The following is a 24388-nucleotide window of genomic DNA, read 5'->3' as shown; positions in this document are numbered from 1 at the left end:
TTCTCGATTTTTACTATGTTGAGAGTGTTCCTTCACAGCATTTTGGCAGATGGATTGCCGCGGAAATCTCTTCTCAGCAGGAGCAGACAATGCCAACATGTTGAGTTTGCGCCGCTGCTGCAAGGCTCTCACTACCCATGCGATGCTCGGCTGTGATCGGACTGTAGCGGAGCGTGTTTTGATGGCAGATCTGCCTTTGACTTCGCCGAAGAAACACTGCCCTATGGGGTTTACAACTGTCCATTCATTTCAGGTTTCTGAGCTCATTTACTGCGGTACGGATTCGTGTTCTGGAGTTCGCAAACCGGTACAAACATCACAGTTGATTCAGGTATTCAGACGCTTTCGGCCAGTGCGTTTATGACTGTTGTGTTTTATGTTTTCTCAGTACTTCAGCTGCCTGTTGATCTTCACTCAGGAGGTGGTTACCTTGGGCAAAGAAGTCAGCTGTTTCAGCTTCCCGGCATCTCTGGTCAGGATGTTTCGCCTGCTACTCTGCTCTGTTTTTTCTTCAGTCCTTCAGTTGCCTGCTGGGTGTCAATGTTCTGTTCTGTAGAGCCGTGGCGGATCGGTTACAGAGGCAGACTGATCTCTTTGTGGAGTTGTACTGATCCCTTGAGCGGGCCTGAGATGGGGTCTGCTTCACAGCGTTTCACTTTACGCTGTCACGTGGATTGCAGCTGATTCTGTGGCGTTCTGGCAGGGTCTGTGCTGTCCTTTCAGCACAAGCAACACCCCGCGAGCCTGCGGGGTGGAGGGCGATTTCAGACAGTTGCAGCGTTTTCCTCGGGTGCGACGGTCGTGGAGCCCGCGTTGCTTTTGCGGGCAGGTGCGGCGGCTTCTGCGGTGGGTGCTGATGCAGCTTTTGCTGCGTTTCCTTCTTGTGCTTTAGCCTCACTTTTGCGTGATTTGATTGCTCTGAACAGAAGGTTCAAACCACCCGCTTTAGCCGGTGAGCCTTCAGCCGTTAGGTTGGTGCAATGGGCTACCGCTCTGGGAACCACACCACATACAAGATTCAATATCTCTGTATCTGGGTAACGACCTACCAATGTGAATTGCTCAAGGGCGACATGGCTTTCCGGCTGCGTGAACTCATTTGGCAGACCTGGATAATGTTCCAAGAATCCCATCCAGCGGCGAAGAGCTCAGTACCCGAACCTGGTATGTCAAGTCGGCGGGGAAAAAGATCCTCAGAGGGGGCTGGGATTGGGCCGCCAACATGGCTGGCCTGCACTGTTCGGTACACGTTGGCCCTTAGGTGGGATTTGATTTGGTGATGTAGGGGACTCGTCGGCCCTTACGTCCTTTCTGAGACGACAGCGTAGCCGCGCTGCAAATCTGGTCACAAAACCTAAGGGCAATCTGGTGATTTTGGCCCCTAAACAGCAATGTTTGGGGGTTTTTCCATTTGCATCTGGCTCCTGCCTTCCTCGGCTCCTCGCCTCTCACGACCAGTGGTCCTGGAACGACACCAGAACCACTGACCACGCTGGCGCCCCCCCCCATCGCCGGTGGTGTTCCGGTGGGGGAGGGGCATCAGGAAATGGCACTAATAACTTTAGGTGTCCGAATTACCTTTTACAGCCTAACTGACCGAGCTAGTGCTGGATGACAAAGGTGAGCATCTCAGAGCAGGTCGCGAAGTGGCAGGCCAAGTCCGTCTGCCAAAGCGGCCATATTGTCGATACTGACGTTTCTCACTCCCCGCTCCACTTGAGCGATATAGCTCCAATTCATATCCGAGCGTTCCGCCAACTCTTCAAGGGTGATCTCGCGGGCATGACGCTCCTCACGCAGACGGCGTCCAAAAAGAATGCGGACGCTACTGGCTGGGCGTTTCTTGGAGGGCATCCCTTAAGCGTGAATGAGGTTGCAATTTTTAATACAGTGAATGCTGGTACTATTACTGTGGGTACAGTCATACAGAAGTTGTATCACGTCCTCGAGTTCACCACAGCGGCGGGATAGCGCCCAACCACTTTCAAGATCACACCCCATTCAAGGAGAAAATTATGTGGACTGGACTTATCATTGGCTACCCATTGCCATACAGGCAAAACAGCCAGGCTTTTCTGGCAGCTATCGCTGAACAACTCCTCCCGCTGCTGTCCATCAGGCCCAGCCACGGTGGCCTTCAGAGGTGGAAAAACTGATGGGAGCCCCTCACACCTTGAGACAAGGTACCGAAGCGGATGCCTCTGCCCTGCTCGAATTCTTTCAGCATGTGGTTCCGAATGGGTGGCAGATTCTCAATGCCTGCCCACCGTACTCTTTGCCGCCCATCGGGCACTCCTGGCCTAGCCTGTGGGTGGTTGAGGCAGACGCCGAAATTGTTGGGGCGGGCTGGTGTTCTCTGCAAGATTACGTCCCATCAATGTCAGTCGTGTTGACTGATCCGGAGTGGGATCACCTGAATGTTCTCTTAATTGCTAGAGTCGAGGCAGATTTGGGGCTCGTCTTTGCTCAACCCAACAATCAAGTCCGTCAGGTGAGCGCTTGGCTGCCTCCAGTCCCGCACCATACCCGCCTGCAGGAGGCGTATGTCCGACGTGGCTGGCAAATTTCGGTGCTGCACTGGATCGCTCCCGAGCCCACAGGTGGGCGGTCTAAAAATGTGCGCACTTGGCGACCCGAAGGCCACATGTGACTGCCTTGCCTTAAGTTGGAAGAGCGATTGTCGAGATCCAACACAAGCTACTTCATACGCTCAGCAATGTGGCAAGCATCCTTATTTTACTGATTGCAGTAGTGCAGCAATTGCTTTACTACTGACTAGACCTCTTGCGAAAGTCAGGCGGGACGTGCACGGGTGAGGTTGCAGAGCGCCGCGATCAGCTGAACTCGGAGCGCAAACCGACGCCGCCGATGTCGGTACATGCCCTTCAAGACGCGGAAGATCTTCATACGACGGATGGCATGCAGGGTGCCCTGCCGGGCATGTGCCAGCACGCGGTTTTCTTGGCGTTGTTCGGCGGAGAGGGGCGACGCTCGCGTCGCCTTATGGGTGGTGATGGCGTGCCCGTGGCTCCGCCAGAGTCCCTGGTCTCCGGCGTCCCCGATCAGCGCCGTGTCGGCACACCCGACTGACGGAACAGCTTGGGATCATGAACGGCCCCAGCACTCGTGGGGATGCCCAACACGGCGCTGTGTCACCGTGCAGATCAGCAGCTGAAATTTCAGGGTATGACGTTTTTTCTTCCCGCTGTACCAAGCGCGCTGCTTTTTTTGGGCCGTTCACACGGCACTTCAGAAGCATCAAGCGCCACGATGCTGTAGACGAGCTGCGCTTCCTGAAATACGCGTTTTCTGGGCATCTGGAACCGCGCACTGGCAATCAAGGCCGCTTCCACGCGTTCCACCGTGCGGTGCACGCCATCGTCATGCACGCCCCAGTCGTCACCCAGGTGTGCGAAGGTACGGGACTCATGCCAGAATTCCAGCGTCATCAGGAGTTGTTCAGCCACGCTGAGCGCGGCTGGGCGGCCAGATTTCTTCTTCCGTTCTTCCCGTTGTGCCAGCACCGTTTCCATCTTGGCAAAGGTTTCCGGGGAAACCCCAGTGCGTCGACGAAACGGCTTGCGATTCATCTTCAGCGTGCGTGTCAGACGGTCTCGCTCCACGCTGCCAGCTTAGCCCATCACTTTCGCAAGAGGTCTACTGAGCAGAGCCGCTTTAAGACCATCGGCAACCTTCAGCACAGGCCGCCTACTGCCCTTCTATCCTGTCCAATGGGCGAGCATGGCTTGAGCCTCGGCAGTACTTTTGCCCAACATTCCGATTAAGTCGAGGGTCGTGACTCGGCCCCCGACATACAGGGCCGAGACCCGATCCCGAATCTCTCGGCGTTCAGCAGGTTGATCGTAAGTGCCCATCAGAATAATGTGTGCCGCCGCAATATCCCGGACAGCCACCGGTGCATCCGCATCGCTGGGGTGCTGAGCCGCTGAATGGCGAACGGCTGGAGTGCTGGACTGCCGACCTTCCGCTTGGATCAGCAGGATGTCGTACTTGTGAGGTTGCTCCAGAATATCTGTCAGGATTCCGGCTTTGTTCCGGATCTTGGTGCGGTACTCCGTTCGCAGCAGGGCCTCCAAGACCCCCACGGCCCGCTTCACCGCTTGCAGTCCGTGGCTCTGGGCCAATAGAAGTGTGCGCCCTCCACTGACCCCGTAGCGGGCCAACAGTGCGGCCGCTTCGGGGTCAGTGGCTGTGGCGTCCACCTGGCCAAAGGTGTAGTGCACCACACGCGATTTCCCCCGGCCCTGATAGGTCACGTCCTGCAAGAAGCCCGTCGCTTTCAACTCGACATGGGCGGGCTGAAGCGCGCGCATGACCGTATCGGGCCGCATCTCGTGCATCCCGAGGTGGCTGGCCCACACACTCAGCGGAACCGAATAAGCCAACACAGGCTGCCCGCTCCCCTGCCGCTGGAACGACAGGGTGCGGAACAGGTTGCGGGTCAGAGGCTGAGTTAACTTGGCCAACAGCTCAAAATTCAGCGGCAGAATATGACCGGCCCGAATATTTTTGATCACGCCATCATCCAGTTTGATAGCCAGCACCGTCTGGGCACGCCATTGCCCGAGGTTGGTGACGTCTGCCGTGTTGTCTTCAGCCGAATGCTTCACGATCAGGCTGAAGCTCATGGTGCGCCAGCGGTGCTTGCTACCGTCATACCAGCTGTCAATGACGTCATAGGCGGTGTACTGCAAACGGCGGAGCGACTCGCGTAATTTCTCATAGGCGCGGGCACTGGGGGTGATTCCACTGAGCCGCAGCAGTTCCCGGCTGGTCACCCGCACCGTGTCATCTTCCGGAAGGCCTTGCAACACGGCAGCATTTACCAAGCCCAGCAAGATGTCATTGTCGACGCCATGCGGAACCAAACTGTTGCGCGGCGCCGTACAGGTGATGTGAATCGCCCCCAGTGCGTCCAAGGCCAATTGTTTGGTCCATTCGTAGAGCTCTGTGCGGTTGGGTGCAAGGACTAAGTTGAGCCGGGCCAGGTTCGGTTCGTCATGCCGTAACTCTACGTCTGCGTCCCTGGTCGCCATGAGAGCAGTTTACAGGGTTCTCAGACTTCGTGAATCAGTTGCTGCCAGTAGTGATTGATGATCAATCTTTTTAAAAGAAGTTAAAACATATGAATGATCATCACTCAAGGCAAAGCAAAAAACACTGTTTTAGACGGCATTTGTTGAAAGAATTCCACAAAGTGCCACAGGCGAACACCCTCTGATTCCACAAAGTGCCACAGGTAAAGAATCAAAATCACCACAAAGTGCCACAGGCAAAGCTCCGGAGATTCCACAAAGTGCCGTCGGCCATTCCACAAAGTGCCACAGGGAGACAAACCTTAATTCCACAAAGTGCCACAGGTTGGTTGCCCCGAATTTATCTCAATTCCACAAAGTGCCGCGGGCGATTCCACAAAGTGCCACAGGGAGACAAACCCTAATTCCACAAAGTGCCACAGGGAGACAAACCCTAATTCCACAAAGTGCCACAGGCGGTGGCGACAGTGTATGCCGCTGAGACTTTCCAACGCCTACGGAAAAGAAGAGCCTGATCAAGGGGTCTGGATCTTAATTTGCTGCCCCCTCACCAGGTAGGAGTGGCTCTTTTTTGTACGCTGCCATGTCTCACGTTGCAGTGTCTGGCTTTCCTTCGATCCGTTTCAGCCTTGTCTGACGATGAAATTGTTGCCTTCGCTGAATCAATGTTCAGGCACAGTTTTGAAGGCTCTGCGCAAGGCAATTTGCAAATATAGTGACAAAGCAGGCAGCGTTCCATACACCCTCTTGCCTGTGTTGCAACCTAAAGTTGCTGGATTGTCTGCTCGACTGCGATGTGACCCGGCCCGTGGCAGAAGCGCTGGCGGCGGGTCATCCTGACTGTGTGGCACCGGCCTTACAGCCAGTAGACGGGCGACCCGCCGCTGAATCACGTTCTCAAGCGTTGACCGCCTCTGGGAGAGAGGCAGTGCGCGAGTCCAGCAAGTAGGGTTTCGAGGCGACTGAAGTGCCCAGAAAGGCCTCTCCAGAGTGGAGAAGCGCCCTTGAGGCCTATAGAAGGAGGCCTGGCCCTCAGGACGCCCGTGCGACGCTGGGCATGCCAGTGGGGCTTGGGGCTGAGCCGGGCACCTTCAGCGGCGGCCTTGGCAGCACTGCAAGCGTTGACTGCAGAGCAGGTCGCCACGGTGCGGGCTGCGTTGGAACGTCCTGCCGCAGAAGCCCGGCACTGGTTTGTACGCTCCTGAGCGTTCAACGCTCACTTGGCGTGCTTGCTTGTCTCCAGATACACCTTTTTGAGGTCGTGGGAAAATTACATTCAAGTCACCATCGGAACGTGATGACCTTAACTCAAGCCCGACAGCTCCGGCGGTGTAGATGCGCCCTTTAGAGTGGCTGTCGTTTCTGGCCTTTCTTCCCGCCTTGCTTCTCCCCTGGGTCATTCGCAATGGTCGGCGACACGGGCTCTTGGACCTTGCTGCAGTTCTTCCCATGCTCGCGACCCTGGCCCATGTGGTGTTCGAGGGCTGGCGAATCCACATGGTTCCGCTGTATCTGTTGGCGGCGCTGTTGTTGCTTTCGCGCCTGCGGTTGAGGGACAGGGCTCTGAAGGTCGGTCACCCCCGGCTGCGTCTACTGGGGACTGGTGTGGTCTTGGCTTTGGCGGGCGCCTTCCCCGCTTGGCTTCTGCCCGTGGTCACGTTGCCTGCGCCGACTGGGCGGTATGCCGTCGGAGTCGTCGACCGTGAACTCAACGATCCCGTGCGGGCACGGCGCCTGATGGTCTCCGTCTGGTATCCGGCGGCGAAGAAGGGAGCACGCGCGCCCCTCACCCTGTATTCCGAAAAAATGGCCGCAGGACTCACCCGCGCCTTTGGGTTGCCTGCCGCCGCTCCACTGCTGCAACACCTGCGGTATTTCACCAGTTCAGCCAGCCTCGGCGCCCCGATGCTGTCCTCCGCCCCACCCTTTCCCGTACTCGTGTTTTCACATGGCTTGGTCGGCGTCCGGTTACAGAACAGTGGAACCTTTCAGGAATTGGCGAGTCGCGGCTTTGTGGTGGTGGCGTTGGATCACACCGACGCGGCGGCAGTCACCGTGTTTCCGGACGGTGAAGCCAGAGGGTATGACCTCCAGCGACTCGGGATTCGGCCGGAAGAGCTCGGAGAATCCACACGGGTTCTGTTGCCTATCTGGGTCGCGGATCAGCGGCTGGTTTACGACACGCTCACGACCTGGCAAGCGTCAGATCCCCTGTTTGCAGGCCGCCTGGATGTGCGCCGTATGGGGTCATTTGGGCATTCGTTCGGGGGCGTCACCGCATTTGAAGTCTGCCGCGTCGAGCTCCGGTGCCGCGCGGCCGTCAACCTGGACGGTGGGCTGCCCCAAGGGGGGCTCCTGCCTGCACAGCGTCCAGTGCTGCTGATGACGTCGAGCCATAGCAATTCCCTGGAGTACGCCATTCAAAGGTGGAGACGTTACGTCCAGGCGGCCAAGGCCCCGGCCATGTGGTTGGAAGTATCCGGAACCAACCACTACTCCTTTACGATCATGCCGCTGATGTTGCCCCTGATCGCCCCAAGGAGCTACGATCCAGCGGCGGGGCAGGAGACGGCAGACCACTACTTGAATGTGTTCTTTGACCTGCAGTTGCGGGGTGTGCCAACTGGGCTATTTGACCGTCCGGTTCAGACTGCTGTAAGTAAGACAGGCGTGCTCTGGCGCGAGTAAGCGCTGGACGCCGGGCGATCTTCATGGCCAGCAAAGGAGCCAGCACCTGCCCAGGATATAGACCCCTCTGACTTGGCTTTTGCCGTTCTACACGTCCTAGTATTACCAGGCACAGCGCCTGTGGGCCTCAAGAGAGATCCAGCACCTCGGTGGTTCGGATCGCCGGAACAACCTGCCGTGGTTGGCAGATGAGATGGCCTCTGGCCACTTCGGTGCACCCACGGCGCTGCAGACGGGATTCACTCCCTGCGGGTCACCGTCTTCAACCTCGTGCTTGGCCTGCCCACGCTGGGTGTAACGCGGCGTGGGCAGGCCAGTTTGCTCTTGACCGTCTTTCAGGACCGCGCCATGCTGAAGGGGATGACGGCTGTGCCTCAACCTCCCCACTTCCAGCTGTGCAACCAGCAGGCGTTTGAGACGTGTGTGGCGACGACGTTGCAGGTGTTGGCGGCGGTGGAATTTGCCCCAGCCCTCCATCACACCCAGCCGACTCGGGAGATCCTATTGGCGTTTGCTGCTGAACTGGACCGGCATGCGGGAGACGTCGCAGCGCTGGCAGGGGAACGGTTCCTGGATTTGCCGGCGCTGGGGCAAGGCTGGTACAAGCGCTTGGTCGCAGAGCGAGATGAACCACTGCCAGCGGCCTATCACGCCTTGCACTCAGCAGCGTATCTGGGGTTGGACGGGGGAACGACAACGGCGACCCTGCTCTCGGCCGTGGCCTATGCGTTACGGGTGCTGGCCCAGCGCGAAAGCTGGCTCTCGAATTGAACTCTCTGCATCCTCGCTCTTTCCGAGGCTTCCCAAGCGATTTTGTGCCGTGCTACACGGCCCTGGAGAACAGGCGGGATTTCAGGCAGTTAATCCCTCATTGGCTCACGACCCTAAACAGCGTTTCTTATGTGCAGAACACACACTTTCCGCGTAGTTGTCCAGTTGTGCCTCAATCTTGACCCTGCTCACCGCGACTTTGAATCTATAGACGTTCTGACTCGCATCGGCCAGCGTGAACCGTGACACGTACCGGGGGACTCGCCACGACCTTCAGATGGCGGAGCTCATTTGTAGCCTGCAGGGCAGATGTATGCACTGGTTTGGGGCAAATCTGAGCATCACGCCCGCGGGTGCGGTTCGTCTGATTCAGGACATTGATCAGGTGACGCAGGAGCGCCTTCTGCGCTGCTGGGCCAAGCCAATATGGAGGGGGTGCCGCGGCAAAGCTGGCTTCCTGATTGGATTGTGGCTGGGGTGAAGCGTTGGCCCTCGCAGCAGAAAAACGGTCATCCGCCCACGTTTCCCGGCAAACAGCGCAGGAAGACTTGTTGGAGGTCTTCCTGGCCAGCCTTAATCATGTGCTTCTAGGCAGCCTGAATGATCTGCGAGCCCGGGGGACTCTTCGCTTAGGGATTGGCAGGCGCTTTAGAGCGCAGAGCCGCCGTTGAGGCGGCGGCGTTACGACCGGGTCTGAAACAGGGCCGCGCCGTCTTCCCGCTGCGTTTCCTCCAGCCCTCCTGCCTGCCCCAGATACTCGGCCAGCGCCGCCGTCTGATCCAGGAGCAAGATGGCTTGTGCGGGGCGAAGGTTCGGGTACAGCAAGGGGAGCAGGTCGTGAATGGTCACGGGCTGCTGAGCCGCCGCCCGCAGGGTGGCCAGCTTGTCCTGATACCGCGCCCGCAGCGCGCGGATGCGCCCGCGCCAGTCGGCCATGGGGCCGCCGTGACCACCCAACGCGACCTCCACGCCTTCAAGTGCCTCGATGCGGTTCAGCGAAGCCAGGTAGTGCTGCAGCCCCGCTCCCCGCTGGTAGCGCTCTGGCATCAGCGGTGGTGAATTGTGCGGCAGCAGGTGATCAGCGCTGAGCAACAGATCGTCCACCCGGAGGCACACCTGCGCGCCGTCATGGCCGGGAGTATGAATGACCTGAAAGACGCCGTCCAGCAGGTCGCCGTCTTGGAGAGGCGTCTGAACCGCCACGCGGCTGGGCAGCATCAGGTTGTGGGCGCGGCGGCGCAGACGCGCCGCGTAACTGCTCTTTGTGGGAATGCCCGCCCAGCGCAGGTGGCCCTCGACCTGAACCTGCCACGCGGCGCCGCGCGCCTCGGGCTGTTCCAGGGCCGGAACCGCCCAGGTGTGGGCCGCGACGGGCGCAGGGGTCAGCGCCCGCACGGCCGGCAGCCCGCCCACATGGTCGGCGTGAGGGTGAGTGACCAGCAGCCGGCTCAGGGTGTCCCAAGACCACGCCTCGCCGTAGGCCGAACGGATGTGCGCCAGACCCGCGTGCAGGTCGCCCAGGCTGTCCTCGTGCGCGCTGCCCATGTCCACCAGGGCGGCGTAACTTGGCGCCGCGGGCTCGCCCTGAACCACCAGGAAGGTGTTGGCCTCAAACTGGGGAAACGCCCGCAGGGTCACGGTGTAGACCCGCGTGCCGCCGGCAGTGACGTGGCAGGCCACAGCGGGCAGAACAGTCATGAGCTGCACTGTAAAGCGTCTGGCCTGCTCGACGCCACTGCGCCGCGGAGCGTTCTCTATCGAACTTACGCCCAGGTGATCGGACGGCTCTCCCAAGACCTGCGCACGGAGTTCCCGGAGCTCGAAGGGTTTTCCCCCACCAACCTGAACGACATGCGCATGTTTGCCGGCGCCTCTCCTGGCTTCGAATTTGGTCAACAGCCTGTTGACCCATTGCCCTGGGGCCATCTGGTGACGCTGCTGACCAGTATCAAAGAGCCAGCCTAGCGGGAGTGGGATGCCCAGGCTACGGTTCAGTAGGGGTGCAGCCGCAACATCCCGGTTCATCAGATCGAGAGCCGTCTCGATGAGCGGCAGAGGCAAATCGGGGTCACTTCAAGATCTATGCGCCCTCCTCCGCTCAGCGCTGACGGAAGGCTCAACTTTCTCGGTCTCAACCAGCGCCACACTGGAAATGCTGCTTGCTGAGTCACCTGTGTCCCCATCAAGCTCTCCTTCGATCGAAACACCACCAGACCTCAGAAACACAACGTTCTTCAGCCCCCAACTCGGGAAGGCTCAAAGCCTTTGGGACGACAGCACCCCCATCCGGGTCTTCAGTGCTGGATGCAGGAGCTTGCCCTTGAGTGGAATCGCCCGCCATCCCCTCTTGACTCTCTCGTAGCGTCACGGTTTACCGTAAGTGGCGGAGGTCTTCTGTGAACTTTAAGATCGGGGAACTGGCCCAACGAACGGGCCTCACTATTCGTACCCTGCGCCATTACGACGCGCTGGGCCTCCTCAAACCCACTGAGCGCACCCCGTCCGCTTACCGTCTGTACTCACCCACAGACCTGACCCGCCTGCTCCACATCCAAAGCCTCAAGACCCTGGGGCTGACCCTGCCGGAGATCGCCCGGGCGCTGGACGACCCTGCCTACGCCGCACAAAACATCCTTCAGCAACACATTGAGGTGCTCGAGGCGCGCATCGCACAGGAGCAGCACTTGGTCAGCCGTCTGCGCGAATTGCAGGGAACCGCTGAGGCGAGCTGGACGGAGATCGCCGAAACCATCGCCCTGACCCAGCGTGTGGCCCGGCAGGTGGGACATTTTATGCAGACGGCACAGAACCTCACGCAGCAACTTACTCTCAGTGACGAACAACTCCAGAGCCTCCAGGACCAGTCCTGGGACTCGGGCAATGATGATTGGGAGACGCTGCTGACCCAGGTCTTTACCGCATTGGAAGAGGGTATTCCCCCCACTTCCCAAGAAGCCCAAACCCTGGCACTTCGCTGGCAGCGTCTGGTCGGGCGCACCACCGCTGACTGCCCTGAAATTGCCCAAGCTCTTGGAAGGGCTTACGAACATCACGTCCCGGCAGAGCTGCACAGCGCCTGGACGTTTATTTCAGAGGCGATGTCCTCTCAACAAGACGGAGCAGCCATGACGAATCAGCGCGCGGTAACCAACCTGCTCCATCCCGACAAGAACGTCCGTATCCGGGCGGCGCTGGATCTGGGCGCTGCCCAGCACCGGGCTGCCCTACCTACTCTGATCGAACGGCTGGGCTGTGAACCGGACTTCTTTGTCCGAGAGAACCTGACCTGGGCCATCGTGCGGATGGGTGTGGAGGCCGTACCGCCGCTCCTTGGATTGCTGGAGCATTCGGACGCTGCGGTGCGCTTGCAGTCCGTTCACGCGCTGAGCAAGTTGGCCGATCCTGTAAGTGTGGCGGCCTTGGGGCAAGCGGTTCGCGACCCAGATGACGAGGTGGCCCGCAAAGCGATCTTTGCCCTGGGACAGCTGGGCCACTCGGGAGCACTGAGCACGTTGGTCGCAGAGGTGGGCCACCCGGACAATGAGCGGCGCAACACGCTCAGCAGAGCCCTGATGGAGTTTAGACAGGACGCGCTGTTCCCTCTACGGGAATTGCTGCAGCACCCGGAGGCCCGACGGCGTGCCCATGCCGCAGATATCTTGGGGTTGCTCGGTGAGTCGGCGGCTGCGCCTGCCCTGACGGAAGCCTTGTTGGACCACACTTGGGAGGTTCGGTTCGCGGCGCTCAGCGCGCTGGGCCACCTGACAGGTGAAGAGGCCAGACAGGGCATTGAGCAGGCGACCCAACTCGCGGACTCCAGACTGCGGGCGGTGGCGCAGCGGCTGGCGGCCCACCGTCCCGAGCGGCCCAGTTCCCTCCAGGAAAGGCTTAAGCAACGCCGCGAGAAGGGTGAGCGCACCCGGCCGTAGGCTCAGACAACCGTCTTGCCAGGGGCTTTTCTTTCCTGAGCGCAGGAGGGCGTGCCAATCTTGAAATGACCCCTAACTGGAGGGCGTGGGACTGGGCTGCGCATTGTCCATCCCTCAAACAACAAGCATTCCCCTGCGAACAATTTCGCAGGGGAATGCTTGTTGGAATCCTGTCTGGCTGGCAGCCTCCCGAGCCGTTCAGCCGTGCATCTCTCAGACTCTAGCGGCAGACCACGCCAAGGGTCAAGATTACGGCTGATTCAGTCCGTCGCTTTCAGAAAACTCTGATCCCAAAATCGCCAGCAACACCCACATGATCTTGTTGCCGTAAAAGTTCCAGAACGGTACCGGCGGATTGGCAGGCAATTCCAGACCTACCGCGGGCGTAGTGATCCTGACCTCAGAGGTGACTTCGCCTGTTGCCTCAGAGCAGGGCAACTCAGAGGGCGCCTGCGCCGCCTTCGCTTGGAGTGACTCAGCCTTCTGGGAAGAGCGCCAGCCCCTCGGCTAGAGCGGCCTGCTGTTGGCGGGTATCAAAGGTCAGGAAGCGCAGGCCCTCAAATGCTTCTGCCGCAAGCAGGGCACTGGCCACATGAATGGTGTCCATCGCCCGCAGGCCGAATGCCGCCTGGCGGATCACCAACACCGACGCTTCTAACAGCAGGGCTTCATCGACGGGCACGACATATAGGGTGTCCCAGTCTTCTCGGAACTGTTCCAACAGGGCGCTCACTTGGCTGGTCCTTAGCCTTCCAACGTGGTCGCGGTGTTGACGCTGAGTCAAGGCAGATAGTTCAGGATAAGCCAGACCACTGACTACCACGGGTTCGGCCCGCGCGATGGCGGTTTGCACTTGGGTATGGAACTGGTCTTTGGTCAGGTAGGCCCGCAGCAAGGCTGATGTGTCCAGAAACAGCGGAGACGCTTGGGTCAAAGGTCACGCCCGCGCATCTCGGCCAATTGGTCGGGCACGCTCCAGTCGCCTTCCGGGGCGCGGCGCTGCCCTGCAGTTTGCCTGCCGCCTTACGGGGCGCGGCAATGCGGCGGCGGGCATCCTCGCGGCGCTGGTCGCCTTCGGCATCCAGAGTCTCCAACACGTCTTGCACCTGCACGGGGGAGCCGGTGAGTGCTGACAGAGCCTCCAGCACCGTGCCCACTGTGGCGAGGTCGATGCGCTGGGCGGGTCTGGCGGCCAGCCCGTACACCGTGGCCGGAGCCAGCCGCCCTTCGGTGGCTTTGACTAGGCGGTAGGCGGTGATGCCCCGACGCTCCAAGTACGCTCCCAGGTTCATTTGCAGGCCCATACTGCTAGCTTACCAGAGTAAAGAAGCCAGACAAAAAAGCGGCCCGAAGGCCGCCTTTGATTCCTCTAATATAGCCCAATATACAGGCCATGCACAGGAGATGCATCACATGGTCGTGGTTTCTTAGGAATGATTGAGGTTTCATAGAGCATGAACGGTCTGACGTGTCCAGCGTGTGAGGGCGTCTACATCGTTAAAAACGGTCACGCCCATACCGGAAAACAACGGTATCTGTGCCGCGTGTATCGACATCAATTCACCCTGAACCACACTCGAACTCCGGTTTCACCCGAAACCGTGACCTTGGTGGATCGTTTGCTCTCCGAACGCCTCTCTCACCGGGGAATTTGCCGCGTCATCGGGGTCAGTCGAAGCTGGTTCCGCCGGCACTTGCAATCTCTGATGAAGACCGTGCCACACAGCATCGAGCTTGAAACGCCTGTCGCAAAAAAAGTGTAAGCACTCCAGCACCAGCCCCGCTGGTGCTGGAGTGTGACGAGTTATGCACCTTTGTGGCGCAGCAGACAAAGAACATCTGGATCTGGCTCGCCATGAACCGCGCCACCCGTCAGATCGTCGGCTGTTTCATCGGAAACCGAGATGCCGCTGGAGCCTTCGGGTTGTGGCAGAGCTTGCCCACCCCTTATCTCGATGCCGTGTGTCATACCGACGGCCTGAGTGCCTATAAAGGCGTCGTTTTTGGTGGGCTGCACGTGATCGGCGGGACACAACATATCGAACGCTTCAATGCCACGTTGCGGCTTCGGGTCGCTCATTTGGTACGCAAGAGCCTGTCCTTTAGCCGCAAACAAGAGCATCTCGAACTCCTGATCTGGATGTTCATTCACCGCTACAACGCGTCATTACGTTGAAGCCACGACCCATCACATTGTATTGAAAAGAGGTCAAAGCCCGGCCAGCACGATGTTAACTGTTGCTACTGCCTGTGCCTTCGCAGAGGCTGTCTCAGCTCTGGGAGCTTGAGCTCAGTGGATTATTCACCTCAATGAACGCAAGGCAATGGGCCCCAAGCAGTCGTTATCACAGAAATCCCCGTTCAACCTGAGGACTTCGCTGCCGCTTCGCTGGCCTGCCGGAGCCCCTCCTCCTGAGGATTGCCGTGCTCCAACCAGTCGACCAAGAAGACCTTGGCCTAGTCGCTGGCGACCTGAACGGCCTGGGCCGCCGTAAACCCTGCGCCGGGCAGCCCGGTGTCTTTCTGAACCACTAGAATCGTGAGGGGCAGCAGTTGATGGGCCTGGCAGTAAGCCTAGATCGGCTCAAGCACGTTCCCCAGACCGCCCGTGGACACTCCTGTGGCCTACGAGATCTGCTGGTAGGTGATGGTTTGCCGATGACGGGCCGCCCACGCTAGGACGGCCCATGTTTGTACCGCGCGCTCATACCGGTTCATGCCTCAGCCGACTGGGTGCCGGGCCGCACCGTCGTTCTTCACCGCCTGGCAGACCAGCCTGCCCAGCCCTTTGGTGATCCCTGCGCTAATCCTCTTCGTCCAGTACCCCGCGCAGGGCACTCAGGTGGGCGCGGGCCACGATCAGCCGATCATCGCTGTCGGTGCGCAGCGCGCGGTCCAACCCATCCAGAAGGCGTTGCCGGCGCTCCTGGGCCTCCGACATCTGCAGCTGGGTCAACAGGTCCTGCACCGAAGCCCGGAGCACCAAATTGCTGTGGGCCTGCACCTGTTCCCAGATCAGGGCCGAGGTGCGCTGGATGACCGGGGCGGACGCGCCGCTCACCCGCCTCCGGGCCACCAGATGGGCGGCCACGCTGGGGCCTGGTTGTCCCCATCATCTGCAGCGCCGTTGGATTGGGGAACAGAAGTCGTGTCCGCAGCTTGAACAGGAGCGCTCAGGGCGAGAGAAAGAATCAGTCCGGTCAGCACAAACTTGATCAGGTGTCGCATCGGGATCCTCCTGGGGTGGTGAAGTACCCATACAGTAAACCGGCGGCTGGGAATAGGCTGGGACACGGGGGCTGGGGCAGGGAATCAGGCGTTGAGCCCCAGGGCCGTCAGGGCCCGCCGGACCGCGGGATCCGGCGTTTGACCGTGGGCCGTTTCCAGCATGTGGACGTAGCCCTGGTAGGCCGCGGGGGCTTCAACCGGGCGGTGAAGCAGCAGAGTCCGGATCAAGGACAGGTGGAACGCTTCCTGATCGGTCTGGTGGCGCAGGCTGTCTTTCAAGATCTGCACGGCCCGGTCAGGATCGCGGGAGGCCAGTTGGCCCTCAAGGTCTCCCAGCACCAGGTGCTGTTCACGGCGCACCGCTTCGCGCAGGGCCTCCACCCACTCGGACTCCACATCGGCCAGCAGTTCATCGGCCCGCAGCTGCAAAATGGCCACCGGGTTGCCCTGCCGGGCCTGCTGCAGCGCCTGGTGCAGGGTGGACGTGATCACCAAGTTGGGATGCAGGCTGTAGCGGCCCTGAATGTGGGGCACCGGATCGAGGTCCTGACCGATCAGGCCACGCAGGGTGGCCCGCAGCCGGCGCACCACCACCCGGTAATACTCGTGGTGCCGCGGATCACGGGAGCCGTCCCACAGGGCATTGAGGATTTCAGGGAGGGTGCCGCTGCCGTACCAGAGAAGCCACAGCAGCAGTTCACCTGCCTTACTGAGGGGCAGCCGTACCGGTTGGCCCTCAAAGGTCACCCGTACCTGCGATTCGGCGTGCACCAGAAAGCTGGCGGGCGGATGGGCCACCCGGAGCGGTCCCAGGCGAGCCAGAGGATGATCTGGCTGGCGTTCCTGGAGCGCCGTGACCAGCGCAGTCAGGCGCGGTTGATCCGCCGCACAGACCAGGGCAGCGTCCAGAGCCCCAAACTGCTCCGCAACGGCCTGCAGGTGGCGACTCCCGGACTGGCCTGTGGCCTCCTCCAGGGCTGCCAGTAGCACCGTTGCCCGCAGCTGATGTCCGCGTTCGGCACTCTCATGCGCGGCGCGGCCCAGGGCTTTGCGGGCGCGGGGCCAGTCCCCCGTATCAAAGGCGCGGGCGCCCTCGTAGAACGGCAGATACAGGTCGCGTAACAAGGGAGTCACCGAGGTGGTCACTCCCACGTCAAAGGCCCGCGACGCGGCTGGAGCGTCGCCCTGAGCGGTGCACAGGTCAAAGCGCGTGAAGTGAACGAAGGGCAGCAGCACGGTGAGTCCCAGGCTCTGCAGGCGGGCTTCGGCCTGATCCAGTGCTTCAGCCGCCGCACTCCAGTCGCTCCGGGCCAGCAGCAACCGCGCCTTGGCCAGCAGCAGCGTCGGCATCAGCACCGGCTGATTGCGCTCGGCCGCCGGCAGGGCGTCCCGCAGCAGGGTTTCGGCCTCCGCCGTGCGGCCATGCAGCAGGTGGATGTCCAGCAGCTGCTGGTCAATCTGCAAGACGCTCGAGGCCCGTCCATTCGCCGCAAACAGGGCACGGGCGCGGGTCAACGCGTCCTCCTGCTCGTCCCAGCGGCGCAGCATCATCAGGGCGTACTGCTGGGTGTTGAGGCCGTTGGCCTCGTCCAGGGGGAGGCCACGCCGCCGGGCCTCTTCCACCATCTGCTGGCTGACCTCAAGCCCCTCTTCTGGACGCTGCAGGGAGATCAGGGCGGAGGCCCGCTGCATGTTCAGCACCTGATGCACCGGGCTGTCGGGCAATGCCAGCCCCCGCTCGGCCTGCTGCAATTGCTGCTCGAAATCTCCTCGCCGGGCCGCCTGCAGGGCCAACGCCGCGTAACCGAGAGTGCCCAATGCCCCGGCCTGTTCCAGCTGCTCCAGCAGACGCAGGCCCGCCGCCACCTGGCCCGTCTCGATCTGGGCCACGGCGCTGTATTCCTGCCACCAGGCTGGAAGGGGGGCCGGGTGCAGGGCCGTCAGGTCCGCCAGCAGCGCGAACTCATGGCGGCCCCGCAAGCGCGGGAAGAGGGTCTGGGCACTCTGTTCGAGCAGGGCGACGTCTCCAGCCCAGGCGGCGTGCTGCACCGCGCGGGTGAGGTCGCCCTGCTGAACCGCCTGTTCGGCCAGCCGCAGGTGCAGCGGCAGGGCCCGCGCCGGATCACGTTCCAGCTCGGTGCGGAGGGTGTCGAGCAGCAGGGTATGGGGGCGGTACAGGCCCCGGCCGAGCGGCGTCAGTGGCAGTCCCGCCTGACGGGTGGTGCGCAGCCAATTGGCGGGCAGCGTCAAGCCGAGCGTCAGTCCCATGTTCTCGCTCCACTCTTCCATCAGGGCCAGCTCTGGTAAGGCCTGCCGGACGTCGCCGGGAAGGCGATCGAGTACGTCGTGCAGGAGGTCGTCCAGCTCCACCGGTGAAGCGTCCTCAACGCAGGCCAGCGCCACGCCGACGGGCCAGCCCTCCAGCGCGTCCTGCAGGGCTGCAGCGTCCTGCGACGCTTCCCGCAACTGCAAAAAGGTTTCGGTGTCCTGCAGGGTAAAGCGCAACTGGGTGTGCGTGACCAGCTGCACGTGTCCGGAAGCCACCAGGCGGGCCAGGGGAAAGCCGTTCAGGTCGTAGCCCGCCAGAATCAGGCGGTGCCCTTCTGGCAGGGCGTCCACCAGTTGACCCAGCCAGCTTCCCTGCAACCGGGTGACCCGCTCCGCGCGGTCCAGGATCAGGTCCAGGCAACCGTCCATCTCCGAGAGCCGCCTCACCAGGTCAGACAGGAAGCGGTCCGGCGTTGGCAGGTTGTCCAGCGGAATCTGCAGGCCAGGATAGGCATGCAGCGCGCGTTGCAGGGCCAGGAACAGCTGACCTGTTTCAACGTCACTCTCGGCCAGGGTCAGCCAGGCGACCGACCGCGCCGTGCTGCGGGCGTACTGGGCCAACAGGGTGGTTTTGCCGTACCCGCTCGGGGCCACCACTGCCACGCAGGGCCGGTCCGCGCCTGCGAGTTGCTCCAGCAGCTCTGAGCGCACCACTTCGACCTGCAGCGCCCGCGGAACAAGGGCCTGCGGATGCACGGACGCCTCTGGAAAACCCATGACCCACTGTAGCGCCGGGAGATTCCCAGCTGCATGTGAAGCCGTCCCGGCTGCTTCCCAGACCGGGGCGTACAACTTGCCCCATGGGACGTGACCCCACACCGCTGCAGGAGGTGATGTTCACCGGCAAGCCGCACTTGCTTCGCCGTCACTGCATTCAGAAGGTTTCCCTGTTGCCGTCCACCCGTCCTCGCCTCTCGCCTACCCCAGGAGGGTCCCATGAACAAGATCTTGAAACTTCAGAGCCTGTCCACCACCAGCCTCGTCGAAGACACCGCCGCTTGGAGCACGAGCAGCTACGGCTGCAACACGGTCGGCACCGACGAGTGGAGCACGGCCAGCAACGGCTGCACCAAGACCCAACAAGTCAACTGATCCCCGCTGTCCGGCCTTTTTTTTCGCCTCTCGCCTATCCCCAGGAGGATTCCCATGAACAAGATCTTGAAACTCCAGAGCCTGTCCACCACCAGCATCGCCGAGGACACCGCCGCCTGGAGCACCAGCAGCTATGGCTGCAACACGGTCGGCACCGACGAGTGGAGCACCGCCAGCAACGGCTGCACCAAGACCCAACAAGTCAACTGATCCCCGCTGTCCGGCATTTTTCGCCTCTCACCCACCCCCAGGAGGGTCCTCATGAACAAGATCTTGAAACTCCAGAGCCTGTCCACCACCAGCCTCGTCGAAGACACCGCTGCCTGGAGCACGAGCAGCTACGGCTGTAACACGGTCGGCACTGATGAGTGGAGCACCGCCAGCAACGGCTGCACCAAAACGCAACAAGTCAACTGATCCTCACTGCCCTGTCCACCGTCTCTTCGTCTCTCGCCTACCCCCAGGAGGGTCCCCATGAACAAGATCTTGAAACTTCAGAGCCTGTCCACCACCAGCCTCGTCGAAGACACCGCTGCCTGGAGCACCAGTAGCTACGGCTGCAACACGGTCGGCACCGACGAGTGGAGCACGGCCAGCAACGGCTGCACCAAGACCCAACAAGTCAACTGATCCCCGCTGTCCAGCCTTCTTTTTCGCCTCTCGCCTATCCCCAGGAGGATTCCCATGAACAAGATCTTGAAACTTCAGAGCCTGTCCACCACCAGCCTCGTCGAGGACACCGCCGCTTGGAGCACCAGCAGCTACGGCTGCAACACGGTCGGCACTGATGAGTGGAGCACCGCCAGCAACGGCTGCACCCGCACCCAGGAAGTCAACTGAAGGTTCCTGTGGGAACGCAGCCAGGCTGCGTTCCCACTCTTTTTTGTTCCACCCCAACACCAGAATTTTTATTGACGTTCCCCAGGAGGTTGGCCATGACTGCACACACCCCACGAGACACCCAACGCGCCCGGCTGCAAGCCGTCTCCCACCGCCTGCAGGTGGATCCTGAATTCTACGAGCCCCTGGAACGCTACCGCCCGCGCAACCATTTTCTGAGCGTGGCCGAAACGTTCGTTCCCGTCACCAGCCAGCTGATCCAGGAAGCCTTCTGGACCCACGTCAAACCTCTCGGTGCGCGCAGCCTGATGCAGGGCTGGAAGATTCACGTCTCGGCCACCCAGGACAACGCCACCACCATCCTGGAGAAGGCCGGCCGGATCTGCGTGAAAGCCGGCGTGCCCTTCAAATTCGCCAGCGACCGGCAGATCCTCAGCATGCTGCTCTCCAAAGGGTGCGCGCGGGGCTCGAGCGGAAAATTCATGACCATCTACCCGCGCAGCGTCGAGTCATGTCAGGAGCTGCTGGATGCGCTGTACGAGGAGCTCAAAGACCAGGAAGGCCCCTACATCCTGTCGGACAGGCGCTACAAGGACAGCAAGGTCGTCTATTACCGCTACGGGGGGATCCTGCCGTTTACCCGGGTGGACGCCAGTGGGGGCCGCGCGTCTTTCCTGTTGAGCCCGACCCTGGAAGAGGTACCGGACGAGCGCACCCCTTATTTCCAGCTACCGGAATGGATCAGCGATCCCTTTCAGGCCCCGGAAGAGGACACCGATCTGGTGCTGGGTGGTGGCCGCTTCGAAATCACCTCGGTGCTCAACCACTCCAATACGGGAGGCGTGTACCTGGCCCTCGATCACGCCACCGGGCAACAGGTGGTGGTGAAAGAGGCGCGGCCGCACATCAACGTGTCGGTCTCGGGCGCCGACGCCGTGGACAAGCTGCGCAAAGAACACCGGCTGCTGACCTCCCTCTCCGGCACTGGGATCGCGCCGGAACCCGTGGCGTTCTTCGTGGAATGGGAACACGCCTTCCTGGTTCAGGAACGCATCGAGGGCCACACCCTGCACGGGTTTGCCGCCCAGCGCAGCAAGGCGATCCGGGTTCGTTACACCGTGCCTGAAGTTCAGGCGTGGTTCCGTCAGGTTCGCTCCCTCGCTGTCAGCACCATCCGGCTGGTGGCCCGCCTGCATGACCGGGGCATCGCCTTCGGCGACCTGTCGGCCAACAACATCATGGTGACCAATCCGGAAGCGGCCCACCCCGAACTACGGCTGATCGACTTCGAGGGCGCCTGCGAGATCGGCGTCGACGGCGCGATCAACATGTTTACACCCGGTTACGCGCCCGCTGCCCGTCTGGAACGGCGCGAAACCCACCTGACGGACGACCACTACGCCCTCGGGGCCCTGATGCTGGGCCTGATCATGCCGATCACCATCATCAACGGGGTCAAGCCCGATGCCTACGAGGTCTTCGGCCGCAGTCTCGAACGGGATTTCGATCTGCCGCCGGCCTATATGGACGCCGTCCTGGCCCTGACCCAGACCGAGTCGACGGTGGAGTTGCATGCCTTGGCAGACGCGCTCGAAGCCTTGCCGGACAGCGGTTCCCAGCTGGCCATCCTGACGCCGACCGCGGCCGTGGATCCCGAGCGTCTTCAGGCCGCCGCCCAGGGGGCGCTGAAGTATGCCCTGGCCGTGGCCGACTTTGGACGCGACGACCGGTTGTTTCCGGCAGGACCGCAGCACAACAACCCCCTGAGCCTCGACCACGGGGCCCTGGGCGTGGCGCTGGCCCTGCAGACCGTCACCGGCCACGTCCCTTCTGAGGTCATGGACTGGATCGCCCGTCAACCGCTGCAGACTGGACGCCTCTCTTCCGGCTACCTGGGTGGACTGGGTGGTGTCGCAAGCGCCCTCCACCGGCTGGGACAGAGTTCACTGGCCACCCGGGCCCTGCAGGCCGCGCTGCGTCATCCCCTGCTGTTCGAGACGCCCGGCCTGGCGACTGGGGCCAGTGGGGCTGGGCTGGCCGCCCTGGAGCTGCACCGCACGTCGGGGGAAGACCAGCTGCTCCAGCAGGCCCGGCGCATCGGCGCGGTGCTGACCCAGACCGCTCAGGTGGAGGACGGGCGGGCGACGTGGCCTACGCTTGGGCCAGTGCAGGTGGGCCTGGCCGGAGGCGGCAGCGGCATGGCCCTGTTCTTGCTCACGCTGTTCGTGGCGACCCAGGACGAGCAGTACCTGCAGCTGGGCCGTCAGGCGCTGGCCGCCGACATCGCCCAGGGCCGGCGTGTCGACGGTGAAGAGGCGCTTGGCTTCCCAGAGCGGGCCGGTGAGGGCAACATCCTGTATCCCTACCTGATGACTGGAAGTGCGGGCGTCGGCAGCGTGTTGCTGCGCTTCCATCACGTGGCCCCCGAAGCCGGCGATGAGGCGGTGCTGGAAGGCATTCACGCCGCGGTGGCCCATAAGTACACCCTGTTCCCCGGGCTCCATTCAGGCCTGGCTGGTCTGGGCATGTACGCGCTCGACGCCTACCAGTTCCTGCAGGACCCCCGGTATCTGCAGGATGCCCACCGGGCCGCAGAGGGCACCCTGCTGTTCGGGGTTCAGAAGCCTCAGGGCCTGGCCTTCCCGGGCGATCACCTGCACCGCATCAGCACGGATCTGGGCACAGGTGGCGCGGGCATCGCGGTCTTCCTGCACCGGCTGGCCCAGGGCGGCGCCCATCCCCTCTTCCCAGACGCTCTGCTGCAGCGCCCCGCAGCTGTCCACGCATGATCCGCCGCCTGCGCGAGGATGCAGGGTTTGTGATCGGCGCCCAGGGCCGGGCGTACGCGCTGGCCCTGGCCTGGACTGGCGCCCTGGCCACTGGACTTACCCTGCTCAATCCGCTGGTCACCCGCTGGATTTTCGACGTGGCTGTCCCTCAACGCCGCCTGGACCTGCTGCTGACCGTTGCCATTGCCGCCACCCTGGTTTTCTCGGCCATCCGCTGGTTGGATTACCTCGCCCTGCTCTACCAGCAGCGTCTGACCAACCGGATGACCGAGCAGGTCACGCAGCGCATGATGACGGCCTATTACCACCTGCCGCCCCAGACCGTGGCGTCTCACGGCGAGGGTTACTACGTGGCCCGGACCATGACCGAGGTGCAGGAGACGGTCGGGCCACTGACGGGCATCGGCACAGGCCTGCTGCGTGCGGTGGCCACCCTGGTCACTGCACTGGCTACGGTGGTCATTCTGTCCTGGCAGTTGACCCTGGCCCTGCTGGTGATTACTCCAGTTCTGCTCTCGCTCTCCCGGTTCTTTGCCCGCCAGCTGAACGTGAATGCCCGGGACGTTCAGGAGCGCACGGCCCAGCAGCAGAGTGTCCACACCCAGGCGGTCGGGGCCTACCGGGCCGTGCGAACCTTTGAACTGGCCGAGCGGACCCTGGCAGACCTGATGCAGGCGGTGCGGCTGCGTCTGGGATCGGTCTACACCCTGAGCCGCAGTACCGGGCTGTACGGCACGCTCAGCCGGATGTCTCTGGGCCTGGCCGAGTTCATGGTGTTGATCGCCGGGGGCTACGCGGTGATGACGACTTCCCTCAGTCTGGGTGGACTGATGGCCTATATGGGTGCCTACTGGCTGGCGGTCAATGCCGTTCAGAACATGATCGACCTGATTCCCCAGCTGAGTGTGCTGCACGCCCGGGTGGACCGGCTGCGCGAGATCGCCTCGGTGACGCCGGAGGCCCCAGCAGCTCTCCCCTCCCCCGGAGAACTCGCCTGGATGCAGGTCAGCTGTGGCCTCGGGACCCCGCCCACCCTGCAGGAGGTGACATTCACTATTCCCCGTGGGGCACGGGTGTTGATCAGCGGGGCCAACGGCGCGGGCAAGAGCACGCTGGCCCTCACGGCGTTGGGGCTGCTGGAACCGGCCAGCGGCGTGCTGACCCGGCCGGGAACAGTCAGTGGCCTGGTTGAACCGGTGATTTTCCCTGCACTGCCGTTGTCCACCCTGCTGGCCGGGTCGGATCCGGTGGAGGCTCAGCGGTTGATGGCTGCCTTTCAACTGACACTGCTCCTGGAGAGGCGATTTACAGAACTATCGTTGGGGCAACGCAAGAAGTTCGCCCTGATCATGACGCTGCTGCGGCCGGCCGATCTGTACGTCTTCGATGAGCCGTTGGCCAATCTGGACGATCTCAACCGGCAGGTCGCGCTGGACCTGATGTTGGAGCACACCACCGGCAAAACGGTGCTGGCGGTGATGCATGAGGCCGACCGGTTTGTGGGCGACTTCGACCTGCACCTGGAAGTGAAGGACGGCCGGGTCCGTCAGGTGGGAGAACAGCCGCCCTTGATCCCAGGACAGCGCCGGAAGCTGAAAGGAGACCCGCGACCGGTTCCGTTGGTCGTGTGAGACCAGTTCAGCGGGCTGGTCACTGAAGCTGCCCG

25 protein-coding genes are annotated in these 24388 nt (G+C 61.8%); 14 read left to right on the top strand and 11 right to left on the bottom strand.

Annotated features, from left to right (window positions below; genetic code table 11):
* Window positions 1–764 precede the first annotated feature (764 nt).
* Window positions 765–1124 (bottom strand): hypothetical protein, encoded by a 360-nt coding sequence (locus M1R55_RS23145; protein ID WP_249395743.1) that lies wholly within the window; start codon window positions 1122–1124, stop codon window positions 765–767.
* Window positions 1125–1629: 505 nt separating this feature from the next.
* The gene (locus M1R55_RS23140; RefSeq protein WP_249395742.1) at window positions 1630–1854 is read right to left on the bottom strand and encodes a helix-turn-helix domain-containing protein; all 225 of its coding nucleotides are present in this window, start codon (window positions 1852–1854) and stop codon (window positions 1630–1632) included.
* Between the two features lie 301 nt (window positions 1855–2155).
* Between M1R55_RS23140 and M1R55_RS23135 the strand changes: the two genes are divergently transcribed.
* Window positions 2156–2650, top strand: coding sequence for a hypothetical protein (locus tag M1R55_RS23135; RefSeq protein WP_249395741.1), 495 nt, complete (start codon window positions 2156–2158; stop codon window positions 2648–2650).
* A gap of 143 nt (window positions 2651–2793) precedes the next feature.
* On the opposite strand, the gene M1R55_RS23130 is transcribed toward M1R55_RS23135, so the two are convergent.
* The 3 genes from M1R55_RS23130 to M1R55_RS23120 form a co-directional block, all read right to left on the bottom strand.
* The gene (locus tag M1R55_RS23130) at window positions 2794–3015 is read right to left on the bottom strand and encodes a transposase family protein (RefSeq protein ID WP_249395802.1); all 222 of its coding nucleotides are present in this window, start codon (window positions 3013–3015) and stop codon (window positions 2794–2796) included.
* 164 nt (window positions 3016–3179) lie between these two features.
* The gene (locus M1R55_RS23125) at window positions 3180–3623 is read right to left on the bottom strand and encodes a transposase family protein (RefSeq protein ID WP_249395740.1); all 444 of its coding nucleotides are present in this window, start codon (window positions 3621–3623) and stop codon (window positions 3180–3182) included.
* Window positions 3624–3719: 96 nt separating this feature from the next.
* The gene (locus M1R55_RS23120) at window positions 3720–5057 is read right to left on the bottom strand and encodes a replication initiator protein A (protein WP_249395739.1); all 1338 of its coding nucleotides are present in this window, start codon (window positions 5055–5057) and stop codon (window positions 3720–3722) included.
* A 1449-nt stretch (window positions 5058–6506) separates the two neighbouring features.
* Between M1R55_RS23120 and M1R55_RS23115 the strand changes: the two genes are divergently transcribed.
* On the top strand, window positions 6507–7745 hold the full coding sequence (locus M1R55_RS23115; protein WP_249395738.1) for a hypothetical protein: 1239 nt from the start codon (window positions 6507–6509) through the stop codon (window positions 7743–7745).
* Window positions 7746–8105: 360 nt separating this feature from the next.
* On the top strand, window positions 8106–8516 hold the full coding sequence (locus M1R55_RS23110) for a hypothetical protein (RefSeq protein WP_249395801.1): 411 nt from the start codon (window positions 8106–8108) through the stop codon (window positions 8514–8516).
* Window positions 8517–9197: 681 nt separating this feature from the next.
* Here the strand turns inward: M1R55_RS23110 and M1R55_RS23105 are convergent.
* The gene (locus M1R55_RS23105) at window positions 9198–10214 is read right to left on the bottom strand and encodes an MBL fold metallo-hydrolase (protein ID WP_249395737.1); all 1017 of its coding nucleotides are present in this window, start codon (window positions 10212–10214) and stop codon (window positions 9198–9200) included.
* 75 nt (window positions 10215–10289) lie between these two features.
* On the opposite strand from M1R55_RS23105, the gene M1R55_RS23100 reads away from it, so the two are divergent.
* Both M1R55_RS23100 and M1R55_RS23095 read left to right on the top strand, forming a co-directional pair.
* On the top strand, window positions 10290–10481 hold the full coding sequence (locus M1R55_RS23100) for a DUF1016 N-terminal domain-containing protein (protein WP_249395736.1): 192 nt from the start codon (window positions 10290–10292) through the stop codon (window positions 10479–10481).
* A gap of 431 nt (window positions 10482–10912) precedes the next feature.
* Window positions 10913–12445 (top strand): HEAT repeat domain-containing protein, encoded by a 1533-nt coding sequence (locus tag M1R55_RS23095; RefSeq protein ID WP_249395735.1) that lies wholly within the window; start codon window positions 10913–10915, stop codon window positions 12443–12445.
* A gap of 475 nt (window positions 12446–12920) precedes the next feature.
* On the opposite strand, the gene M1R55_RS23090 is transcribed toward M1R55_RS23095, so the two are convergent.
* Window positions 12921–13298, bottom strand: coding sequence for a type II toxin-antitoxin system VapC family toxin (locus M1R55_RS23090; protein ID WP_249395734.1), 378 nt, complete (start codon window positions 13296–13298; stop codon window positions 12921–12923).
* A complete protein-coding gene (locus tag M1R55_RS23085; RefSeq protein WP_249395733.1) occupies window positions 13240–13749 on the bottom strand; it encodes a helix-turn-helix transcriptional regulator in 510 nt (169 codons plus the stop codon). Before M1R55_RS23085 ends, M1R55_RS23090 begins: the two co-directional genes overlap by 59 nt.
* A gap of 150 nt (window positions 13750–13899) precedes the next feature.
* Between M1R55_RS23085 and M1R55_RS23080 the strand changes: the two genes are divergently transcribed.
* Window positions 13900–14208: a hypothetical protein gene (locus M1R55_RS23080; RefSeq protein WP_249395732.1), complete on the top strand. Its 309-nt coding sequence runs from the start codon at window positions 13900–13902 to the stop codon at window positions 14206–14208.
* A 23-nt stretch (window positions 14209–14231) separates the two neighbouring features.
* Window positions 14232–14621: an IS1 family transposase gene (locus M1R55_RS23075; protein WP_256566058.1), complete on the top strand. Its 390-nt coding sequence runs from the start codon at window positions 14232–14234 to the stop codon at window positions 14619–14621.
* Window positions 14622–15248: 627 nt separating this feature from the next.
* Here M1R55_RS23075 and M1R55_RS23070 read toward each other — a convergent pair.
* The 3 genes from M1R55_RS23070 to M1R55_RS23060 form a co-directional block, all read right to left on the bottom strand.
* A complete protein-coding gene (locus M1R55_RS23070; protein ID WP_249395730.1) occupies window positions 15249–15506 on the bottom strand; it encodes a hypothetical protein in 258 nt (85 codons plus the stop codon).
* A complete protein-coding gene (locus M1R55_RS23065) occupies window positions 15503–15673 on the bottom strand; it encodes a hypothetical protein (protein WP_249395729.1) in 171 nt (56 codons plus the stop codon). The genes M1R55_RS23070 and M1R55_RS23065 overlap by 4 nt, the downstream gene beginning before the upstream one ends.
* Before the next feature lie 84 nt (window positions 15674–15757).
* The gene (locus tag M1R55_RS23060) at window positions 15758–18718 is read right to left on the bottom strand and encodes a LuxR family transcriptional regulator (protein WP_249395728.1); all 2961 of its coding nucleotides are present in this window, start codon (window positions 18716–18718) and stop codon (window positions 15758–15760) included.
* A 219-nt stretch (window positions 18719–18937) separates the two neighbouring features.
* Between M1R55_RS23060 and M1R55_RS23055 the strand changes: the two genes are divergently transcribed.
* From M1R55_RS23055 to M1R55_RS23025, 7 genes are all read left to right on the top strand, one after another.
* The gene (locus M1R55_RS23055; protein WP_249395726.1) at window positions 18938–19093 is read left to right on the top strand and encodes a class III lanthipeptide; all 156 of its coding nucleotides are present in this window, start codon (window positions 18938–18940) and stop codon (window positions 19091–19093) included.
* 54 nt (window positions 19094–19147) lie between these two features.
* Complete coding sequence (locus M1R55_RS23050) at window positions 19148–19303, top strand: hypothetical protein (protein WP_249395727.1); 156 nt, start codon at window positions 19148–19150, stop codon at window positions 19301–19303.
* A gap of 51 nt (window positions 19304–19354) precedes the next feature.
* Window positions 19355–19510 (top strand): class III lanthipeptide, encoded by a 156-nt coding sequence (locus M1R55_RS23045; RefSeq protein WP_249395726.1) that lies wholly within the window; start codon window positions 19355–19357, stop codon window positions 19508–19510.
* Between the two features lie 57 nt (window positions 19511–19567).
* Window positions 19568–19723, top strand: a complete 156-nt coding sequence (locus M1R55_RS23040) for a class III lanthipeptide (RefSeq protein WP_249395726.1) — start codon at window positions 19568–19570, stop codon at window positions 19721–19723.
* Between the two features lie 54 nt (window positions 19724–19777).
* The gene (locus M1R55_RS23035; protein ID WP_249395725.1) at window positions 19778–19933 is read left to right on the top strand and encodes a class III lanthipeptide; all 156 of its coding nucleotides are present in this window, start codon (window positions 19778–19780) and stop codon (window positions 19931–19933) included.
* Between the two features lie 95 nt (window positions 19934–20028).
* A complete protein-coding gene (gene lanKC, locus M1R55_RS23030; protein ID WP_249395724.1) occupies window positions 20029–22722 on the top strand; it encodes a class III lanthionine synthetase LanKC in 2694 nt (897 codons plus the stop codon).
* A complete protein-coding gene (locus M1R55_RS23025; RefSeq protein WP_249395723.1) occupies window positions 22719–24353 on the top strand; it encodes an ABC transporter ATP-binding protein in 1635 nt (544 codons plus the stop codon). The genes lanKC and M1R55_RS23025 overlap by 4 nt, the downstream gene beginning before the upstream one ends.
* The last annotated feature ends 35 nt before the right edge of the window (window positions 24354–24388 follow it).

Origin of the sequence: Deinococcus sp. QL22, assembly GCF_023370075.1 — a bacterium.
Taxonomy (GTDB): domain Bacteria; phylum Deinococcota; class Deinococci; order Deinococcales; family Deinococcaceae; genus Deinococcus.
This window is presented reverse-complemented; position numbering and strand designations above follow the sequence as displayed.